We start from the raw sequence: 19,563 nt of genomic DNA on the forward strand, positions 1-19,563 counted from the left end.
CTACTGGGGCCGGCCGACCTCGTAGGTGCCCTGGTCGTCCTTGACGGTCACCGTCACCGAGCGAGCCTCACCGTCCACCGTCAGGTCGCAGGAGAAGGTCGTGTTCGCCTCCACCTTCTGGCCCGACGGGCAGGACACCGCGGAGACGTCGATCGCGCCGTAGGACTCGGTCACGATCTTGGCCACTCCGCTCTGCACCGCGGCGTTGTCCAGAGTGTCGCCGCCCAGCGACGTGGCCGCGTAGATCCCACCCGCCACGACGATCGCAGCGATGACGACCCCGCCGACGATGAACGGCACCTTCGACTGCTTCTGCGCCGGCGCGGCGTTCCACTGCTGGTTGCCCTGCGGGTAGCCCGGCTGACCGTAGGGCTGTTGGCCGTACGGGGGTTGTTGGCCATAGGGCTGTTGGCCATAAGGCTGCTGCCCGTACTGGGGCTGCTGGCCATAGGGCTGCTGGCCGTACTGGGGCTGTTGACCGTACTGGGGCTGTTGACCGTACTGGGGTTGCTGGCCGTAAGCCTGCTGGTCGTACCCCGGCTGCTGACCGTAGGGCTGTTGACCGTACGGCTGTTGACCGTAGGCCTGCTGGTCGTACCCCGGCTGCTGCCCGCTCGGGTACTGGCTGGTGGGCGTGTCCTCACCGGCCGAGGAACGGTCGTCGGGGTTGTACGGGCCGCTCATCATCGCCTCCGGTAGGTGCCTGTGGTGACTGCTGTGACTGTGGTGACCATCATGCGGCATCGACGGCGACGACTCCGCGCCGTATCGCCGAGATCGCCTTCGTGGCGGTCGCGGTGACCTCGTCGTCGGGGGACGCCGAGCGGATCTGGTCGAGCAGATCGATGACCTGGCGGCACCACCGCACGAAGTCTCCGCCGGACAGGGCGCGGCCGTGCTGACCCGCTGCGAACAGCACGTCTTCGAGCGACTCCTTGCGGGCCCACTTGTAGACGGCCACCGCGAACCCGGTGTCGGGTTCCCGCGTCGGAGGCAGCTTCAGTCGGATCTCGTCCGCGCGGAGCTCGTGCCACGCGGCGACGGTGCGGGTCAACGCGTGTCGGATGTTTCCGGTCGGACCCTGCTCCGCGCTCTCCCCCTCCTGGCGCGACTCGTACACGACGGTCGAGACCACGGCGGCGAGCTCGGCCGGCCCGAGGCCGCGCCAAATTCCCTCGGCGAGGCACTCGGCGACCAGCAGGTCCGACTCCGAGTACAGACGTCCCAGCTTGGCTCCGCGTTCGGTGACCGCGACCTCGCCGTCGGCACCGGCTGCCAGGTAGCCGCGCTCGGTGAGCAGCGCCAGGATGCGGTCGAAGGTGCGGGCCAACGAGTTCGTGGTCGCGGCGACCTTCTGCTTCATCGCCTCGGTGTCACGTTCGAGCCGGCTGTACTTCTCGGCCAGCCGGGCGAGGTGCTCACGATCCGGCCAGGTGTGGCACGGGTGCGAGCGGACTGCGCGGCGCAGCACGCCGAGTTCGCGATCGTCGCCTGCCGACGACTGCCGGCGCCGACCCCGGCCCGGCGCGCTGATCCCCGTTCCCCGGAGCGCGGACGCCAGATCTCGACGGGTCTGCGCCGTGCGGTGATCGACGTGGCGGGGAAGGCGCATGTGCCCGAGAGCCGACACCGGTGTGGGAAAGTCGGCCGACGACACGCGCCCCGCCCACTTGTCCTCGGTGAGCACCAGCGGCCGCGGATCCACCGAGTTCGCGTCCGTCTCCAGGACGACAGCCAGTCCCGAGCGTCGACCGGACGGGATGGAGATGACGTCGCCGCGCCGCAGCGACACCAGCGACGTGACCGCATCGTTGCGACGATCCGTGCGGCCCTGGCGTTCGAGCTCACGTTCGCGTTCCTTGAGCCGCGCGCGCAGGGCGGTGTACTCGACGTAGGGCGAGTCCTCGCCGCCCAACTTGCCGAGCAACTCGCGCCTGGCCACGGCGTTCTTCTCGATACCGCGCACCAAGCCGACGACGGAAGCATCGGCCTGGTACTGCGCGAACGACCGTTCGAGCAGCATCCTCGACGCGTCGACACCCATCCGGTCGACCAGGTTCACCGCCATGTTGTACGACGGGCGGAACGAACTCCGCAGGGGGAACGTGCGGGTGGAGGCCAACCCGGCCACCTCGGTCGGCTCGACGCCGGACTGCCACAGCACGACCGCATGGCCCTCGACATCGATACCGCGGCGACCGGCGCGGCCGGTGAGCTGCGTGTACTCCCCCGCCGACAGGTTGGCGTGCGCCTCACCGTTGAACTTCACGAGGCGCTCGAGCACCACCGTCCGCGCCGGCATGTTGATCCCGAGGGCGAGGGTCTCCGTCGCGAAGACGGCGCGGACCAGACCGCGGACGAACAGCTCCTCGACCGTGTGCCGGAACACGGGCAGCATTCCGGCGTGGTGCGCGGCGATACCCCGCTCGAGCGCGTCGCGCCACTCCCAGTAGCCGAGCACCTCGAGGTCGCTGCGCGGGATCTCGGCGGTGTGGCGTTCGACGACCTCGGTGATCTCGCGCGCCTGCTCCTCGGAGGTCAGCCGCAGCCCCGACCGCAGGCACTGATCGACCGCGCCGTCGCATCCGGCGCGGCTGAAGATGAACGTGATGGCGGGGAGCAGCCCCTCCTCGTCGAGGAGTTTGATGACGTCGGGCCGCGGGATCGGACGAGACTCCGGACGGCCGGGGCGGCCGCCGGACCGACCTGACCGCGGGCCACGGCCGCGCGGGGCCTCCCAGGCGCCCATCCGCTCGGCCTGCACTCGCTCCTTGACGTACCGGACGAGGTTCTTGTCCACGACCACGCCGCCCGGAGCACCGTTGTTCGCCTCGACGTCGAAGAGGTCGAACAGGCGACGACCGACGAGGATGTGTTGCCACAGCGGAACCGGGCGGGTCTCGTCGACGACGACGGTGGTGTTGCCGCGCACCGTTTCCATCCAGGCGCCGAACTCCTCGGCGTTGCTCACCGTCGCCGACAGGCTGACGAGGCGGACGTCCTCGGACAGGTGCAGGATGACCTCCTCCCACACGGCGCCGCGGAACCGGTCGGCGAGGTAGTGCACCTCGTCCATCACCACATGTGAGAGTCCGCGCAGCGCAGGCGATTCCGCGTACAGCATGTTGCGGAGCACCTCGGTGGTCATGATGACGATGGGTGCGTCCGAGTTGATGCTCTGGTCACCGGTCAGCAGGCCGACGTAGCCCTTGCCGTAGCGCGCGACGAGCTCGGCGTACTTCTGGTTGCTCAGCGCCTTGATGGGGGTGGTGTAGAAACACTTCGCGCCGCTGGTGAGAGCGAGGTGGACGGCGAACTCGCCGACGACGGTCTTGCCGGCTCCGGTCGGCGCACACACCAGAACGCCGTGCCCGTCCTCGAGGGCCGAGCACGCACGGATCTGGAAGGGATCGAGCGGGAACGGAAGCGACGCCGCGAACTCTGTCAGCTTCGGCCCGTCCACGAGTCGAGTCCGGATGTCGCCGATGTTCTGCTGCCCGCTGTGATTGGCCACGACTCCAGATTAGAGGGTGTCCGCCGATGGGGGTCACTCAGACAGCGTGGGCACCTCAGAGAGTGTCGGAGTAGTCGGCGTCGGCGTCGTGCCGCACCGGGACGGGACTGCCGACCGGGGCGGCGGAGGTGTCGAGAGGCGACGCCTCGTCGTCGGAGACGTTCCCCCACTCCTCGGTCTCGCGCCGTGCGCGCCGTCGATCGTTGATGCGCGCGATCTGGATGGCGAACTCGACGAGAATGCTGAGCGCCAGCGCCAGCGCGGTCATCGAGAAGGGGTCACCGCCGGGCGTGACAACGGCGGCGAAGGCGAACATCGCGAAGATGAGCCCGCGACGCCAGCCGCGGAGCTTCTCGTACTTGAGGACGCCGACGGCGTTGAGAGCGACGATCAGGAGCGGAATCTCGAAGCTGACGCCGAAGATGACGAGCAGGTTGATGACGAAGCCGAAGTACTCGGCGCCACTGAGAGCGGTGACCTGGACGTTGTCGCCGATGGTCAGCAGGAAGTGTAGGGCCTTCGCGACGACGATGTAGGCGAGGACGGCGCCGGAGACGAAGAGCACGGCCGCCGCCGTGACGAACGAGATGGCGTAGCGCCGTTCCTGGCGATAGAGACCCGGGGTGATGAACGCCCACACCTGGTAGAGCCAGATGGGGCACGCGAGAACGACGCCCGCGGTGATGGCCACCTTGAACCGGAGCATGAACTGCTCGAACGGTCCGGTGGCGAGCAGCCGACACGTGCCGTCGTCGGTGAGCTCGGCTCGACTCTCTGACGGGAGCGAGCAGTACGGCCCACGAAGCAGGTCACCGAGCGACTCGATGCCCAGAAGTGAGTGCGAGTACCAGAAGAAGCCCACGATCGTGGTGAGGACGATCGCGAGCATCGACCACAACAGTCGCGTGCGGAGCTCGTAGAGGTGCTCCACCAACGACATGGTGCCGTCGGGATTGACGCGACGCCTGCGCTGTCGCGGATCGAACGGTATGCGCACGGTGACTCTTCGCCTGTCCACTTGACTGTGTAGAGGTGACGGGTGCCGGGGGGGGGGGGGGGGCACGCCGTAGCGGGCGCGAACCTCGGTCACCACCCACGAAACGGCCGAGGCGGAATCGCCCCGACCGTGGTGCCTGCGAGTGTCAGGCCGAGCGCGGGTGCTGCTCGTGCGTCGGTTCGGTCGACGCGACGGTCGGGCTGACCGTGTTCGGGGACGGCAACTGCGACTGCGGTGCCGGCGCCGTGTTCGTGGTGGTGTCCGGCTTCTTGCCGTCGTTCTGCATCTCCTGAACTTCACTCTTGAAGATGCGCATCGAGCGTCCCAGGCCACGTGCGGCCTCGGGCAGCTTCTTCGATCCGAACAGCAGTACGAGCACGACGATCAGAACGATCCAGTGCCAGGGTTGTAACGCACCCATGAAAACCTCCCAGTTTCGGTGGACTCGATGCTACCGGACCTGAGGGCTCTCACCCGGTGTCCGGTGTACCCGCGTTCCGACCGTTCGCCCAGAGTTCACCGGACGAGTCCTGCATGTCTCGACGAGGCCGGATCGGCCGGTCAGGCTCCCGAGACGGCGCGATAGACATCGAGGGCGTCGCGCGACCGAGCGGTGACCTCACGAACCAGTGCGGGCGGTCCGAGCACACGCACTCCCGATCCCAGCCCCAGCGCCAGGCGGCTCATCCAGTCGAGCGTGGCGAATCGCATCGAGACCTCGATCGAGCCGTCGTCGTGCGCAGCGGTCTGCGTCATCGGGTAGTAGTCCAGGATCCACACGTGGTCGGGCGCGACGACGAGCCGTGCGAGCGGCAGTGACGGATCGTCGTGGAAGAGATCGAGTGCGTCCCCACCGGTCCGGGCCTGCTCGGGTGGTGCGGACGGCTCGTCCAGCTCGGTCGCGGCATCGATGCGGTCCAGCCGGAACAGCCGGACGCCCTCCGCGTCGCGGCACCATGCCTGCAGGTAGCTCTGATCGTCGACGAGGACGATGCGCAACGGATCGACGGTGCGCTCGGACACCACGTCCCGCGATGCCGAGTAGTACGTGATGTGCAGCGCGCGACCGCGGGCGAGCGCCCCCCGGACGGTCGTGACGCTGGGACTCTCCTGCGGCTCGGGCGTGTCGTCCGGCCCCTCGGCCGCCGCGACACCCGCCGCGGCCTCGATCTTGGCGATGGCGCGGTACGCCGCGGACGGGTCCACCATGCCGGGCATCTCGACGAGTGACCGCAACGCGATGAGCAGCGCGGTCGCTTCCGTGGACGTCAGGCGCAGCGGCCTGTCGATACCGGCGGAGAACGTGACCTCGATGCTGTCCTCGGAGAACGACAGGTCGATGAGATCGCCCGGACCGTATCCGGGCAGTCCGCACATCCACAGCTGGTTCAGGTCGTCCATCAGCTGTTTGGTCGTGACCCCGAGCTCGGCCGCGGCGTCGGCCGCGCTGATACCCGGATTGGCGATGAAGTAGGGCACGAGGTTGAGCAGCCGGGCCAGGCGCGAGGACAGGCGAACACTCATGAGCTGCTCCCGGGCGAGACGGCGTCGGTCGGCGCGCGGTGCGCGCTCTCGGACAGGGTGCCGACGACGATGTCGCGAAGCTCCGTCGGCGACAGCACGATCGCGTCGGCGCCGTGGCCGGCGACCACCCGGGCGATCCACTCCCACGACCGCACCGGGATGCGCACCACGGAACCGCGGCGCCCCACGAGGTCACGGGTCTCCACCTCCGTGCCGAGTCGGCGCAGTTCGAGACCGCGTCCCTCCGACACCCAGACGTCGGCGCTGCCCGCCACGTCGCCGCTCGCGGCGGCGCGGGCCACGATGACACCGAGATCGACGTCGTCGGGCTTGCGCACCGATCCCACCGGACCGAAGGCCACGACGTCGTCCCCGATCCGCGACAGGCGGAAGGTACGGACGGCGTCGCGCTCGGTGTCGTGTCCCACGAGGTACCAGCGTCCGGAGTGGGTGACCACTCCCCACGGCTCGACGGTGCGCTCACGGAAGGGAGCGGCCGGGGTGGAGCGGTGCGAGAACCGTACGGACCGGCCGGCATCGATCGCGGCGAGCAGCTTGCCCAGTGCGGGCTCGGAACCTCGACTGCGGGACGGAACGGCGGTCACGGCGGCCGGCGAGTTCTCGGTGTCCACCTGCACGCCCGCGGCGCGCAACTTCAGCATCGCGCTCTGCGCGGCGGAGGTGAGCTCGGGCGACTCCCACAGCTGGACGGCCACGGCGACCGACGCGGCCTCGTCGCTGGCCAGGTCGATGTCGGGAAGTTCGTACCGATCGCGATTGATGCGGTATCCCTCGACCGTCGAGAAGCGCGAGATCTGGCCGGTCTCGAGCGGGACGCCGAGATCGCGCAATTCGTTCTTGTCGCGCTCGAACATGCGACTGAAGGCCTCGTCGCTCGCCGAGTCCTCGTATCCGGCGACGGACTCGCGGATGCGCTCGGCGGTCAGGTACTGCCGTGTCGAGAGCAGGCAGATGACGAGGTTCATCAACCGCTCGACTTTGGAGATCGCCACCGACCCAGCCTAGTGGCTGAGCATCTCCCCACCCGTGCGCATCGCCGGGGTGGGGAGGACGGGACTCCTGTGGAGAAGGAGGACCGTCGGCCTCTACATCGACGCGATCAGGCGCTCCACACGCTCGTCGACCGAGCGGAACGGGTCCTTGCACAGCACCGTGCGCTGGGCCTGATCGTTGAGCTTGAGATGCACCCAGTCGACGGTGAAGTCGCGGCCCGCCTCCTGTGCGGCGCTGATGAACTCGCCGCGCAGTTTCGCGCGCGTCGTCTGCGGCGGCGTGTTCACCGCCTCGTCGATCTGGTCGTCCTCGGTGACGCGCTTGACCAGACCCTTGCGTTGGAGCACGTCGAAGACGCCGCGGCCGCGCTTGATGTCGTGGTAGGCGAGGTCGAGCTGGGCGATCTTCGGGTCGGACAGGTCCATCGAGTACCGGTCCTGGTAGCGATCGAACAGCTTGCGCTTGATCACCCAGTCGATCTCGGTGTCCACCTTGGCGAAGTCCTGCGCCTCGACGGCGTCGAGGGTGCGGCCCCACAGGTCGACGACCTGCTCGATCTGCGCGTCGGGCTCCCGGTTGCGCAGGTGCTCGACGGCGCGCGCGTGGTACTCACGCTGGATCTCGAGTGCACTGGCCTGCCGTCCACCCGCGAGACGGACAGGACGCCTACCCGTCGAGTCGTGGGACACCTCGCGGATGGCGCGAATCGGGTTGTCCAGGGCGAAGTCTCGGAACGAGACGCCCGCCTCGATCATCTCCAGGACGAGCGCTGCGGTGCCGACCTTGAGCATGGTCGTCGGCTCGGCCATGTTGGAGTCGCCGACGATGACGTGCAGGCGACGGTACTTCTCGGCGTCGGCGTGCGGTTCGTCGCGCGTGTTGATGATGGGCCGCGAGCGCGTGGTCGCGGACGACACACCCTCCCAGATGTGCTCGGCGCGCTGCGACAGGCAGAACGTGGCGGCCTTCGGCGTCTGCAGGATCTTGCCCGCGCCGCAGATGAGCTGGCGGGTGACCAGGAACGGCAACAGCACGTCGGAGATGCGGGAGAACTCGCCGGCGCGCACCACGAGGTAGTTCTCGTGGCAGCCGTAGGAGTTGCCCGCGGAGTCGGTGTTGTTCTTGAACAGGTAGATGTCGCCGCCGATGCCCTCCTCGACGAGACGTTGCTCTGCATCGATGAGCAGGTCCTCGAGAACACGCTCACCGGCACGGTCGTGCGTGACCAGCTGCAGGAGGCTGTCGCACTCGGCAGTGGCGTACTCGGGATGGGATCCGACGTCCAGGTAGAGCCGCGCACCGTTGCGCAGGAACACGTTGGAGCTGCGTCCCCAGGACACGACGCGCCGGAACAGATACCGGGCCACCTCGTCCGGGCTGAGTCGACGGTGCCCGTGGAACGTGCACGTCACACCGAACTCGGTCTCGATCCCCATGATTCGTCGCTGCACACTTCGACAGTACAACGGCATCGACCGCCGCATCGGCTACCCGAGCCCGCAGCAGCCGTAGTGTGGCGCAGGTGAATCCCCGATCGCTGCGCGGCCGTACCCGTTCCGTCGATCTGGCGCTGGTGAAGGCCAGTTTCGCGTCGCGACCGTCGGGGTTGGACCCGGCGCTGCGCACGCTCACCGGGCTCGCCGATCACAGCGTTCTGTGGGCGATCGTGGCGTCGGCGCTCGCCGCGTCCGGCGGCCCCCGACGACGCGGTGCCGTACGCGGCATGCTCGCGGTCGTGGGCGCCAGCTCGCTCGCGAACGGGGTGCTCAAGCCGCTGCTCCCCCGCGATCGTCCACCGGCCGCGTCGGTCCCCGCGCTCCGGCGGATCATGACCCCGCCCGTGTCGTCGTCGTTCCCGTCCGGCCACGCCGCCTCCGCCGCGGCGTTCGCGACGGGCGTGGCGCTGGAGGCTCCGCTCGCCGGGCTCTTGGTCGCCCCGCTGGCCGCGACGGTCGCGTACTCGCGAGTGCACGTCGGTGTGCACTGGCCGTCGGACGTGGTGGTGGGCGCGGCGCTCGGGGTCGCGGTCGCTCTGTCGACCCGCCGCTGGTGGGCCGTGCGCTCCACCGAGTCGGCCGAGCTGGGCCCCTCGGGTCTCGCGCCCGCCCTGCACGAGGGTGAGGGGATGCTCGTGCTGGTCAATCCGGGCGCGGGCACCCACAACTCGGAGGTCGTCGCCGACGTGGCGAAGGCCCTGCCGAGGGCGCGGTTCCTCGAGCCGGACGCCGACGAGGACTTCATCGCCCAGTTCGTCCGTGCCGCAGGGTCGGACGCGCTCGCGCTCGGAGTCTGCGGAGGCGACGGCACGGTGGCTGCCGCCGTCGCTGCCGCGGTGCAGACAGGGCTTCCTCTCGCGGTGTTCCCCGGCGGCACGCTGAACCACTTCGCTCGGGACGTCGGCGCGGTCGAGGTGTCGGTCACCGCGGACGCCGTCACTCGCGGCGCGTCCAGCCGGGTGGACCTCGGCGGTGTGAGCATCGACGGCGATGAGGAGATCCTCTTCGTCAACACCGCCAGCATCGGGGGCTACCCGGATTCGGTTCGGCTGCGGGAGAAGTGGAGCTCACGCATCGGGAAGTGGCCCGCGGCCGCGGCCGCGATGGTGGCCGTCCTGGCGGTGGCCGAGCCGATGCAGGTGGAGATCGACGGGCGGCGCGACTCGGTGTGGATGATGTTCGTCGGCAACGGCACCTACACGCCGGGTGATCAGGTGCCCATGTCGCGGCCGTCGATCGCGAGCGGTGTGCTGGACGTGCGGTTCCTGCGCGCGCACATGCGGCTCTCGCGTACCCGCCTCGCACTCGCCGCGATGACCGGGACTCTCGGCACGTCGCCCACCTACCGACATCTGCGGGTGCCGGCGGTCTCGGTGCGCAACCTGCAGACCACGGTCGCGGTGGCGGTCGACGGGGAGGTGGCCGGCGAGGGCCGGGCCTTCGACTACCGGACCCGGCCCTCGCTGCTCACGCTGTACGGGACGGGCACCGCCGACGCGCCGCGCGCGTGACGGTGCCTCGTACCCGGTTCTGTCAGGTGCCCGCCGGTTCCGAACCAGGGGGCAGCAGTGCCTGGAGCGCCGCACCGGAGATCCGCCGGAACGCACGCCTCGGCCGCGTCTGTTCGAGAACGGCCACCTCGAGGCTCGTGACCTCGAGGACGCGCTTCTCCGCGGGCTCGCCCGCGGCGCCGTTGGTCGGCGGCGTCGATGTGGAGTCCTGGAGCGCACCGACGGCCAGCGCGACCGCCGCGTCGAGATCGAGCCCGGAGCGGTACTTCTCGCGTAGGACCGTCGAGATCGGTTCGGTGGCACCGCCCATGACCACGAAGTCGACCTCGTCGACGATCGAACCGTCGTACGTGATGCGGTAGAGCTGGGACCGGGGGCTCTCGTCGACGGCACCGACCTCGGCCACGCAGATCTCCACCTCGTACGGCTTGAGCTGCTCGGTGAAGATGGTGCCGAGCGTCTGCGCGTACGCCTTGGCCAACGATCGTCCGGTGACGTCCGCACGGTCGTAGGTGTAGCCCTTGGTGTCGGCGTGCACGATGCCGGCGCGGCGCAGATTCTCGAACTCGTTGTACTTGCCCACCGCGGCGAAGCCGAGGCGGTCGTACAGCTCACTCACCTTGTGCAGTGCGGAGGACCGGTTCTCGGCGACGAAGAGCACGCCGTCCGCGTAGGTCAACACGACCACGCTGCGACCGCGAGCGATTCCCTTGCGCGCCAGTTCCGAACGATCGCGCATGATCTGTTCGGCGGACGCGTAGTACGGCATCGTCATCGGCGCGCACCCCCTTCTTCCGATCGGTCCTGCAGTACCGCACGGGCCAGAGCCTCGATGCGGTCCGATCCCACCAGGTTCGCTCCCCCGGCACCGATGGCCACCGCCGTCGGGTAGATGCCGCGGGTCAGATCCGGTCCGCCGGTCGCCGAATCGTCGTCGGCAGCGTCGTACAGCGATTCGACCGCGACGCGCAGTGCCTCGTCCTCGGTCATGTCCTCGCGGTAGAGCTTCTTCATGGCCGACTTCGCGAACAGCGATCCCGATCCCACCGCGTGGTAGCCGGACCGTTCCTCGTAGCGACCACCGACCACGTCGTAGGACACGATGCGCCCTGCGTGGCGGGCGTCGGCGGCGTCGAGGTCGTAGCCGACGAGTAGCGGGACCACGGCCAGACCCTGCATGGCCGCACCGAGATTGGCCCGCACCATCGAGGACAGTTTGTTGGCCTTGCCGTTGAAGGTGAGGGAGACGCCCTCGATCTTCTCGTAGTGTTCGAGTTCCACGGCGAACAACCGCACCAACTCGATCGCCATGCCCGCGGTACCCGCGATCCCGGCGGCCGAGTAGTCGTCCGTGACATACACCTTGTCGACGTCGCGACTGGCGATGAGGTTGCCCATCGTCGCCCGGCGGTCACCCGCGAGGATGACGCCGCCGTCGAAGGTGACGGCCACGATGGTGGTGCCGTGCGGTGCGATGTCGGACTGCATCGTCGCCTCCGGGGACAGAGCAAGATCCGCACGAAAACGGTTCTCGGGCAACAGGTGCGGTGCGTAGGCCCGCAGGTGTTCACTGAAGGAGGAGAACGGCGACCCGTAGCGCAGGGTGGTGTCGCTCTCGTGGGGACGGGGAACGGAGTTCGCGTCCGTCACTGGCCGCCCTTTTGCACGTAGGCGCGGACGAAGTCCTCCGCGTTCTCCTCGAGCACGTCGTCGATCTCGTCGAGGAGATCGTCGGTCTCCTCGGCGAGCTTCTCGCGTCGTTCCTGACCCGATGCGCCCTCGGCCGAACCGTCGTCGTCATCGCCACCGCCGGAGCGTGTGGTCTGCTCTTGTGCCATAGCCGACCTCCTCGTCACGAACCGCGTGTTCTCTCGACACGCAGCGGAACTTCACCCTACCGAGCATGCGCCGTCACAGGGTGACAACCCACCGTACGTCCAGCAGGGGCGGAGCATCAGGTGGTGAGCTGGTCCACCAGTTCTGCGGCCGAGTCCACCGACTCGAGCAGAGCACCGACGTGGGCCTTGCTCCCCCGCAGTGGCTCGAGGGTGGGGATGCGCACCAGCGAGTCCCCACCGAGATCGAAGATGACCGAGTCCCAGCTCGCGGCCGCGATGTCGCGGCCGAACTTGCGGAGGCACTCGCCGCGGAAGTAGGCGCGGGTGTCGGTCGGAGGGTTCGAGACGGCGTCCATGACGTCCTGCTCGGAGACCAGCCGTTCCATCGATCCGCGCGCGACGAGTCGGTTGTAGAGGCCCTTGTCGAGGCGGACGTCCGAGTACTGCAGATCCACGAGATGCAGTCGCGGCGCCGACCAGCCGAGTCCCTCTCGGTTGCGGAACCCTTCGAGCAGCCGCAGTTTCGCCGGCCAGTCGAGGAGGGACGCGCAGTCCATCGGGTCGCGCTCGAGCTTGTCGAGGATCATCGCCCACTTCTCGACGACGTCGGCGGCGCGGGGATCCTTCTCGCCCTGCGCGTCGAGATGCGCGGAGACGCGCTCGAGGTAGATGCGCTGCAGTGCCAACGCCGTCAGCTCACGACCGTCCGCCAGTGCGACCGTGCGGCGCAACGTCGGGTCGTGACTGATCTGGTGCACCGCCGTCACCGGACGGGCCAGCTGCAGATCGGACAGGTCCACGCCGGCCTCGACGATGTCGAGCACCAGGGCCGTTGTTCCGACTTTGAGATAGGTCGCCATCTCGGCGAGGTTGGCGTCACCGATGATCACGTGCAGGCGCCGGTACTTGTCGGCGTCGGCGTGCGGCTCGTCGCGGGTGTTGATGATGCCGCGCTTGAGCGTCGTCTCGAGGCCCACCTCGACCTCGATGTAGTCCGCGCGCTGCGAGAGCTGGAATCCGGGCTCGTCTCCGGACTGACCGATGCCGACGCGGCCCGAGCCGGTGAACACCTGGCGGGACGCGAAGAACGGCGAGAGCCCGGCGATGATCGCGGAGAACGGGGTCTCGCGAGACATCAGGTAGTTCTCGTGGGTGCCGTAGGACGCGCCCTTGCCGTCGACGTTGTTCTTGTACAACTGCAGGCGCGGGGCGCCGGGCACGCTCGAGGCATGGCGCGCAGCCGCTTCCATGACGCGCTCCCCCGCCTTGTCCCAGATGACGGCGTCGAGAGGATCGCGCACCTCCGGCGCCGAGTACTCCGGATGGGCGTGGTCGACGTAGAGACGCGCGCCGTTGGTGAGGATCATGTTGGCCGCGCCGACCTCATCGGCGTCGATGATCGGCGCCGGTCCACTGAACCGACCCAGGTCGAACCCGCGTGCGTCACGCAGCGGGGACTCCACCTCGTAGTCCCAGCGCGTCCGCTTGGCCCGCGGCACACCCGCGGCGGCGGCGTACGCCAGCACCGCTTGGGTGGACGTCAGGATCGGATTGGCGGAAGGCTCGGTAGGAGAGGAAATTCCGTACTCGACCTCGATGCCGATGATGCGCTGCATACTCTCGACCCTAGGCTATCGACCCTGTGACCCCTGATCGAGTGGGAGCGGTGACGCATGCCTGACGACGAGATCGTGGCCGTGTACGACGAGCATGGCCACGTGGTGGGTGCGGCGCCGCGCACCGAGGTGTACGAGCGCGGCCTGTGGCACGCGAGTGCCGGTGTGCTGGTGCGATCCACCGACGGGTCACGCGTGTACGTCCACCGCCGTACGACGACCAAGTCGGTGTTCGCGGGGATGCACGACGTTCTCGCCGGTGGGGTCGTCGATGCCGGTGAGGACCCTCGACAGACCGCCTCGCGAGAACTCACCGAGGAACTCGGCGTCGTCGCGGACGTGACGGGCGACCCGGTGATCGGCCGCTGGACGGGACGATCCGGCGCCGCGACGGTGCGCTGCCACCTGTTCGCGTACGAGGTGCGCCATGACGGGCCGATGCACCACCAGCCGTCCGAGATCGCGGACGGCTGGTGGTGGTCGGACGTCGAGGTGCTGGCACACCTGGACGATCCCGCGTGGCCCTTCGTTCCGGACACCCGCGTGATCGTCTCGGCCCTGCTACAGGTGGGCGGTCAGAGGTATTGACCCGTGTTCGACTCGGTGTCGATGGAGCGGCTCGCACTGGCGTTCTTGCCGGTGACGAGCGTGCGGATGTAGACGATCCGCTCACCCTTCTTGCCCGAGATGCGTGCCCAGTCATCAGGATTGGTGGTGTTGGGCAGATCCTCGTTCTCGGCGAACTCGTCGACGATGGAGTCGAAGAGGTGTCCGACACGCAGACCCGGTGTCCCGGTCTCGAGCACCGACTTGATGGCGTACTTCTTCGCGCGGTCGACGATGTTCTGGATCATCGCGCCCGAGTTGAAGTCCTTGAAGTACAGGACCTCCTTGTCGCCGTTGGCGTAGGTGACCTCGAGGAAGCGGTTGTCGTCGCTCTCGGCGTACATGCGCTCGACGACGCGTTCGATCATGCCGCGGATGCAGGCGGCGCGATCGCCGCCGAACTCCGCGAGATCGTCGGCGTTGACGGGCAACGAGTCGTCGAGGTACTTCGAGAAGATGTCGAGCGCGGACTCGGCGTCCGGTCGCTCGATCTTGATCTTCACGTCCAGACGGCCCGGGCGCAGGATGGCCGGGTCGATCATGTCCTCGCGGTTGGACGCACCGATCACGATGACGTTCTCGAGTCCCTCGACGCCGTCGATCTCGGCCAGCAGCTGAGGAACGACGGTGGTCTCCACGTCCGAGGAGACACCCGACCCTCGGGTCCGGAAGATGGAGTCCATCTCGTCGAAGAACACGATGACCGGAGTGCCCTCGGACGCCTTCTCGCGAGCCCGCTGGAAGATCAACCGGATGTGGCGCTCGGTCTCACCGACGAACTTGTTCAGCAGCTCGGGGCCCTTGATGTTGAGGAAGTAGGACTTCGCGTCGCGTGCGTCCTGCCCCCGTGCCTCGGCGATCTTCTTCGCCAGTGAGTTGGCGACCGCCTTCGCGATGAGCGTCTTGCCGCACCCGGGAGGCCCGTAGAGCAATACACCCTTGGGCGGGCGCAGCGAGTACTCACGGAACAGATCCTTGTGCAGGAAGGGCAGTTCCACGGCGTCGCGGATCTGCTCGATCTGCCGCCCGAGGCCGCCGATGTCCTCGTAGCCGACGTCGGGCACCTCCTCGAGCACGAGGTCCTCGACCTCGGCCTTGGGAATGCGCTCGAAGGCGTAGCCGGCCTTGGTGTCGACCAGCAACGAATCGCCGGGCCGCAGGCGGCGCGACGGCCCGTCCGGATCCTCCGGTGCCTCGTCGTCGGCCATCTCCTGCAGGGGAGTCGCCAACCACACGACACGTTCCTCGTCGGCGTGGCCGACGACGAGGGCGCGCTTGCCGTCCTCGAGGATCTCGCGCAGGGAGCTGATCTCGCCGACGCGTTCGAACTCGCAGGCCTCGACGATGGTGAGGGCCTCGTTCAGACGCACGGTCTGGCCGGGCCGGAGTGCGGTGGCGTCGACGTTCGGCGAGCACGTCAGGCGCATCTTGCGACCGGAGGTGAACACATCCACCGTCGAGTCGTCGTACGTGTGCACCAGGACGCCGTACCCGCTGGGCGGTGCGCCGAGGCGATCGACCTCCTCGCGCAGCGCGATGAGCTGCTGGCGCGCCTCCTTGAGCGTCTCCATCAGCTTGGTGTTGCGCGTGGAGAGCGAGTCGACCCGCGACTCGAGATCACGCACGTCGGTGTTACGGGTGTCCGCCGACGGCGCACTCCCACGGGAAGCGTCGAGTTGTCGGCGCAGGACGGTGGCCTCGGCTCGCAGGGCATCGAGTTCGGCCAGGACTGCGGACTGGTCCGGGTTGTCTGTAGGGCTCATGCAGGACTCCTCCCAAAGCGATTTCTCAACGCTACCGGGCGAAACGCAAACGTGTGTGACGACCGTGGTCAGACACTGTCACCGACCACCGACAGACACCGGACGAACGCCACACGGTCGGTGCATGAACCCCGGGTGTCAGGCGGGTTCGGTAGGAGTCTTACCGGCCCGTCGCTGCGGTTTCGGGGTGACGGTGCCCTCGGCCAGACGACGCGCACTGACCAGGAACGCGGTGTGTCCCTGCATGCGGTGCTCGGGTCGCACGGCCAGCCCGACGACGTGCCACCCGCGCACGATCGACTCCCACGACCGCGGCTCGGTCCAGCACTCCTGCGCGCGCAGGGCCTCGACGACCTTGGACAACTGCGTGACGGTGGCCACGTAGACGATCAGCACACCGCCCGGAACCAGCGCACCGGCGACGGCGTCGAGTGCGTCCCACGGCGCCAGCATGTCCAGCACCACGCGGTCGACCATGCCCTCGTGACGCGCGACGTCGAACGCCGCGACGTCGTCGATCACCAGATCCCAGTTCTCCGGCCGCTCGCCGAAGAAGGTCTCCACGTTGCGCACCGCGTGCACGGCGTGGTCCTCGCGCACCTCGTAGGAGATGACGCGACCCTGCGGACCGACGGCGCGGAGCAGCGAACACGTCAGCGCGCCGGAACCGGCACCGGCCTCGAGCACACGGGCACCCGGGAAGACGTCGCCCTCGTGCACGATCTGGGCGGCGTCCTTGGGGTAGATGACCTGCGCGCCGCGCGGCATCGACAGCACGTAGTCGACGAGGAGCGGACGCAGAGCGAGATACGGGGTGCCGTTGGTCGACTTCACGACACTGCCCTCGTCGACACCGATCAGGTCGTCGTGGCGGATCCCGCCGCGGTGGGTGTGGAACTCCTTGGCCGCGTCGAGCACCACCGTGTAGTGCCGCCCCTTGGCGTCGGTGAGCTGCACGCGATCACCGACGCGGAACGGTCCGCTCGCGCGCGGAGACGTGTCGGTGTCGGTCGGTTCCACGGGTGGTCCTCTTTCCGGTGCACTCTGGTACTGCCCACGATGCGGGGCGCTCTCGGGGCGCGACGCGCCCCGGGGAACTGTAGGGCAGATACCGGATCGTGTCGGTGAGCGGGCATAGTGTCGGCGCCGTGAGTATCTCGACCGAAGACCCCGTCGTCACCGACGTCGCTGCGGCGGCACCCGACCGTCCTCGCCGTCGTCCCGCGTTGTCACCCTCGCGCGCAGCGGATTACAAGCAGTGCCCCCTGCTCTACCGGTTCCGGGCCATCGACCGCCTGCCCGCACCGCCGTCGAAGGCGCAGTTGCGCGGCACCCTCGTGCACTCCGCCCTCGAGTCGCTCTACGCGTTGCCCGCGGCGGACCGGGTCTCGACGCGGGCCGGCACCCTCGTGCAGGAGGAATGGGACGCGATGGTCGTGTCGCACGAGTACGCGGCCGATCTCGTCGAGGAGCACGAGCGCGAGAAGTTCGTCGCGGAGGCGCAGTCGCTCGTGGCGTCCTACTACTCGCTCGAGGACCCCACACGGTTCGACCCCGAGTCGTGCGAGCAGCTCGTCGAGACCGAACTGGACGACGGCGTGCTGTTGCGCGGCTACATCGACCGCATCGACGTCGCGCCCACCGGGCAGCTGCGCGTCGTCGACTACAAGACGGGCAAGGCGCCGCGCGAGATCGCCGAGGCCAAGGCGCTGTTCCAGATGAAGTTCTACGCGGTCGTGCTGATGCGCACGCGCGGCATCGTGCCCGCGCAGCTGCGCCTGCTGTTCCTGAAGGACAGCCAGATTCTCACCTACGCCCCGGACGAGGACGAGCTGCGCCGGTTCGAACGGACGCTGTCCGCCATCTGGACGGCCATCCGGTCCGCCGGTGAGACGGGCGACTTCCGCCCCAAGCCCGGAAAGCTGTGCGGATGGTGCGACTTCCAGGCCCTGTGCCCGTCCTTCGGCGGCACTCCGCCCGAGTACCCGGGGTGGCCGAGCGAGCCGACGGAGGTCACGGCGTGAACGAGGATGCACTCTTCGTCCGTGTCGAGGGAACCGATCGCTATCGCGCCACGCGGCTCACCACGAGTGTGTGGGCGGAGACCATGCAACACGGCGCTCCCCCGTCCGCGCTGCTCGCACGAGCGCTGGAGCAGTGTTCGCCGGTGCCGGGCACCCGGCTCGCGCGGGTCACGATGGAGATCCTCGGGCCGGTGCCCGTCGGAGAACTCACTGTGCAGGCCCGTGTCGAACGCCCCGGTCGCCGGGTCGCCATGCTGTCGGCCGACCTCGTCACGGACCTGCCCGACGGGTCGAGCAGGGCAGTCGCTCGTGCCACGGCCTGGCGCGTGGCGATGACCGACACCTCGGCGGCCGCGCAGACTCTCGATTCGCCGCTGGTGCCCGGTCCGGACGAGTCCGAGGCCGGGTGGGCCTTTCCGGACCACTGGCACGGCGGGTTCCTCGACAGTCTCGAGTTCCGGGGCGCCCGCACGGTGACGGCGTCGGAGCCCGGCCGGGTGTGGGCACGTCCGAGGTATCCCGTGGTGGCCGGCGAGCAGACGTCGCCGATCGTCGGACTGTTCGCCGTGGCCGACATCGCCAACGGCGTCGCGGCGCTTCTCGATCCGACGGAGTGGACGTTCCTCAACACCGATCTGACGGTGCAGATCGTGCGCGAACCCGTCGGCGAATGGGTGGGTGTGCAGGCCCGCACCGCGATCGGCGACGACGGTATCGGGCTGTGCACCTCGACCTTGTACGACGCGACGGGAGCGGTGGGCCGTACGTTCCAGACGCTCGAGGTGCGCGCCCGAAGCTGAGCGGAACTAGAACGCTCGGCAGGACCTGATGTCGGACGCCAAGATCGCCTTGGCACCGAGGTCGGCGAGTTCGTCCATGACGGCGTTGTGGCCCTTGCGCGGCACCATCGCGCGGATCGCGACCCAGGCTTCGTCGGCCAACGGGGACAGCGTCGGCGACTCGAGGCCGGGCGTGATCTTGACGGCGTCGTCGAGGATGCTGCGCGGGCAGTCGTAGTCGAGCATCAGGTACTGCTGGGCGAAGACGACGCCCTGGACACGCGCGATGAGCTGGTTGCGCGCCTTGTCGTCGACGGGCGAGCCCGCCTGCTCGATGAGCACGCCCTCCGAATCGCACAGGGATTCACCGAACGCCACCAGGTTGTGTTGGCGCAGTGTGCGTCCCGAGCCCACGACGTCGGCGATCGCATCGGCGACACCCAGCTGGATGGAGATCTCGACGGCTCCGTCCAGACGGATCACGGTGGCCTCGAGGCCCCGCGCCGCGAGGTCCCGGCGGACCAGGTTGGGGTACGACGTGGCGATGCGGAGCCCGGCCAGATCGTTCGGGGTCCACTCCTTGCCGGCCGGCGCGGCGTAGCGGAAGGTGCTGTTGCCGAATCCGAGTGCGAGCCGCTCGGTCACGGGTGCGCCCGAATCGAGCGACAGATCCCGGCCGGTGATGCCGAGATCGAGCTCACCCGAGCCCACGTAGATGGCGATGTCCTTGGGACGGAGGAAGAAGAACTCGACGTTGTTGGCGTTGTCGAGCACGGTGAGATCGCGGGAATCGGCGCGGCGACGGTAGCCCGCCTCGCTCAGAATCTCTCCGGCGAGCTCGGACAGGGAACCTTTGTTGGGGACGGCGACGCGAAGCATGG

General features: G+C 68.6%; 18 protein-coding genes. 4 read left to right on the forward strand and 14 right to left on the reverse strand.

What is annotated here, in order from left to right; translation table 11 throughout:
* The 7 genes from JOE30_RS14245 to pafA form a co-directional block, all read right to left on the reverse strand.
* Positions 1–684, reverse strand: a complete 684-nt coding sequence (locus JOE30_RS14245) for a DUF4333 domain-containing protein (RefSeq protein ID WP_204867418.1) — start codon at positions 682–684, stop codon at positions 1–3.
* 49 nt (positions 685–733) lie between these two features.
* Positions 734–3,463, reverse strand: a complete 2,730-nt coding sequence (locus JOE30_RS14250) for an RNA helicase (protein WP_204870396.1) — start codon at positions 3,461–3,463, stop codon at positions 734–736.
* Positions 3,464–3,569: 106 nt separating this feature from the next.
* Positions 3,570–4,511, reverse strand: a complete 942-nt coding sequence (tatC, locus tag JOE30_RS14255; protein ID WP_204867420.1) for a twin-arginine translocase subunit TatC — start codon at positions 4,509–4,511, stop codon at positions 3,570–3,572.
* Between the two features lie 145 nt (positions 4,512–4,656).
* Positions 4,657–4,932, reverse strand: a complete 276-nt coding sequence (tatA, locus tag JOE30_RS14260) for a Sec-independent protein translocase subunit TatA (RefSeq protein ID WP_204867422.1) — start codon at positions 4,930–4,932, stop codon at positions 4,657–4,659.
* 140 nt (positions 4,933–5,072) lie between these two features.
* Positions 5,073–6,035: a YafY family protein gene (locus tag JOE30_RS14265; RefSeq protein ID WP_027505363.1), complete on the reverse strand. Its 963-nt coding sequence runs from the start codon at positions 6,033–6,035 to the stop codon at positions 5,073–5,075.
* Entirely contained in the window at positions 6,032–7,048 is a 1,017-nt protein-coding gene (locus tag JOE30_RS14270) for a YafY family protein (RefSeq protein WP_204867425.1), read from the reverse strand. Before JOE30_RS14270 ends, JOE30_RS14265 begins: the two co-directional genes overlap by 4 nt.
* A 93-nt stretch (positions 7,049–7,141) precedes the next feature.
* A complete protein-coding gene (gene pafA, locus JOE30_RS14275; protein WP_197027762.1) occupies positions 7,142–8,500 on the reverse strand; it encodes a Pup--protein ligase in 1,359 nt (452 codons plus the stop codon).
* A gap of 272 nt (positions 8,501–8,772) precedes the next feature.
* Here pafA and JOE30_RS14280 point away from each other — a divergent pair, with 272 nt between their 5' ends.
* The gene (locus JOE30_RS14280) at positions 8,773–10,056 is read left to right on the forward strand and encodes a bifunctional phosphatase PAP2/diacylglycerol kinase family protein (protein WP_371831718.1); all 1,284 of its coding nucleotides are present in this window, start codon (positions 8,773–8,775) and stop codon (positions 10,054–10,056) included.
* A 22-nt stretch (positions 10,057–10,078) separates the two neighbouring features.
* Here JOE30_RS14280 and prcA read toward each other — a convergent pair whose 3' ends face one another.
* The 4 genes from prcA to dop all read right to left on the reverse strand — a co-directional run bounded on the left by prcA (position 10,079) and on the right by dop (position 13,510).
* Positions 10,079–10,831 (reverse strand): proteasome subunit alpha, encoded by a 753-nt coding sequence (gene prcA / locus JOE30_RS14285; protein ID WP_204867427.1) that lies wholly within the window; start codon positions 10,829–10,831, stop codon positions 10,079–10,081.
* The gene (gene prcB, locus JOE30_RS14290) at positions 10,828–11,706 is read right to left on the reverse strand and encodes a proteasome subunit beta (protein WP_027505358.1); all 879 of its coding nucleotides are present in this window, start codon (positions 11,704–11,706) and stop codon (positions 10,828–10,830) included. The genes prcA and prcB overlap by 4 nt, the downstream gene beginning before the upstream one ends.
* A complete protein-coding gene (locus JOE30_RS14295; protein WP_027505357.1) occupies positions 11,703–11,894 on the reverse strand; it encodes a ubiquitin-like protein Pup in 192 nt (63 codons plus the stop codon). Before JOE30_RS14295 ends, prcB begins: the two co-directional genes overlap by 4 nt.
* Positions 11,895–12,010: 116 nt before the next feature.
* Positions 12,011–13,510, reverse strand: a complete 1,500-nt coding sequence (gene dop, locus JOE30_RS14300) for a depupylase/deamidase Dop (RefSeq protein WP_027505356.1) — start codon at positions 13,508–13,510, stop codon at positions 12,011–12,013.
* Between the two features lie 57 nt (positions 13,511–13,567).
* Between dop and JOE30_RS14305 the strand changes: the two genes are divergently transcribed.
* On the forward strand, positions 13,568–14,098 hold the full coding sequence (locus JOE30_RS14305; RefSeq protein WP_204867429.1) for an NUDIX domain-containing protein: 531 nt from the start codon (positions 13,568–13,570) through the stop codon (positions 14,096–14,098).
* On the opposite strand, the gene arc is transcribed toward JOE30_RS14305, so the two are convergent.
* Both arc and JOE30_RS14315 read right to left on the reverse strand, forming a co-directional pair.
* A complete protein-coding gene (arc, locus tag JOE30_RS14310) occupies positions 14,086–15,879 on the reverse strand; it encodes a proteasome ATPase (protein WP_204867431.1) in 1,794 nt (597 codons plus the stop codon). The two genes, JOE30_RS14305 and arc, sit on opposite strands and share 13 nt — an antisense overlap.
* A 138-nt stretch (positions 15,880–16,017) precedes the next feature.
* On the reverse strand, positions 16,018–16,899 hold the full coding sequence (locus tag JOE30_RS14315; protein ID WP_204867433.1) for a tRNA (adenine-N1)-methyltransferase: 882 nt from the start codon (positions 16,897–16,899) through the stop codon (positions 16,018–16,020).
* A gap of 128 nt (positions 16,900–17,027) precedes the next feature.
* On the opposite strand from JOE30_RS14315, the gene JOE30_RS14320 reads away from it, so the two are divergent.
* Together JOE30_RS14320 and JOE30_RS14325 are read left to right on the forward strand one after the other, a co-directional pair.
* Complete coding sequence (locus tag JOE30_RS14320) at positions 17,028–17,903, forward strand: RecB family exonuclease (protein ID WP_027505352.1); 876 nt, start codon at positions 17,028–17,030, stop codon at positions 17,901–17,903.
* Positions 17,900–18,703 carry a thioesterase family protein gene (locus JOE30_RS14325; RefSeq protein ID WP_307806183.1) on the forward strand — a complete coding sequence of 268 codons (804 nt, stop codon included), beginning with the start codon at positions 17,900–17,902 and terminating at the stop codon, positions 18,701–18,703. Before JOE30_RS14320 ends, JOE30_RS14325 begins: the two co-directional genes overlap by 4 nt.
* Positions 18,704–18,709: 6 nt before the next feature.
* Here JOE30_RS14325 and hisG read toward each other — a convergent pair whose 3' ends face one another.
* Entirely contained in the window at positions 18,710–19,561 is an 852-nt protein-coding gene (hisG, locus tag JOE30_RS14330; protein WP_204867437.1) for an ATP phosphoribosyltransferase, read from the reverse strand.
* Positions 19,562–19,563 lie beyond the last annotated feature (2 nt).

The organism is Rhodococcus sp. PvP016 (assembly GCF_017832185.1).
GTDB lineage: Bacteria > Actinomycetota > Actinomycetes > Mycobacteriales > Mycobacteriaceae > Rhodococcoides.

Excerpts from the sequence above, each read along its gene's own strand:
- tatA (WP_204867422.1), bottom strand. The coding sequence starts at position 4,932 with ATGGGTGCGTTACAACCCTGGCACTGGATCGTTCTGATCGTCGTGCTC.
- hisG (WP_204867437.1), bottom strand. The coding sequence starts at position 19,561 with ATGCTTCGCGTCGCCGTCCCCAACAAAGGTTCCCTGTCCGAGCTCGCC.
- arc (WP_204867431.1), bottom strand. The coding sequence starts at position 15,879 with ATGAGCCCTACAGACAACCCGGACCAGTCCGCAGTCCTGGCCGAACTC.
- JOE30_RS14245 (WP_204867418.1), bottom strand. The coding sequence starts at position 684 with ATGAGCGGCCCGTACAACCCCGACGACCGTTCCTCGGCCGGTGAGGAC.
- JOE30_RS14265 (WP_027505363.1), bottom strand. The coding sequence starts at position 6,035 with ATGAGTGTTCGCCTGTCCTCGCGCCTGGCCCGGCTGCTCAACCTCGTG.
- JOE30_RS14295 (WP_027505357.1), bottom strand. The coding sequence starts at position 11,894 with ATGGCACAAGAGCAGACCACACGCTCCGGCGGTGGCGATGACGACGAC.
- JOE30_RS14280 (WP_371831718.1), top strand. The coding sequence starts at position 8,773 with ATGCTCGCGGTCGTGGGCGCCAGCTCGCTCGCGAACGGGGTGCTCAAG.
- prcA (WP_204867427.1), bottom strand. The coding sequence starts at position 10,831 with ATGACGATGCCGTACTACGCGTCCGCCGAACAGATCATGCGCGATCGT.
- JOE30_RS14305 (WP_204867429.1), top strand. The coding sequence starts at position 13,568 with ATGCCTGACGACGAGATCGTGGCCGTGTACGACGAGCATGGCCACGTG.
- dop (WP_027505356.1), bottom strand. The coding sequence starts at position 13,510 with ATGCAGCGCATCATCGGCATCGAGGTCGAGTACGGAATTTCCTCTCCT.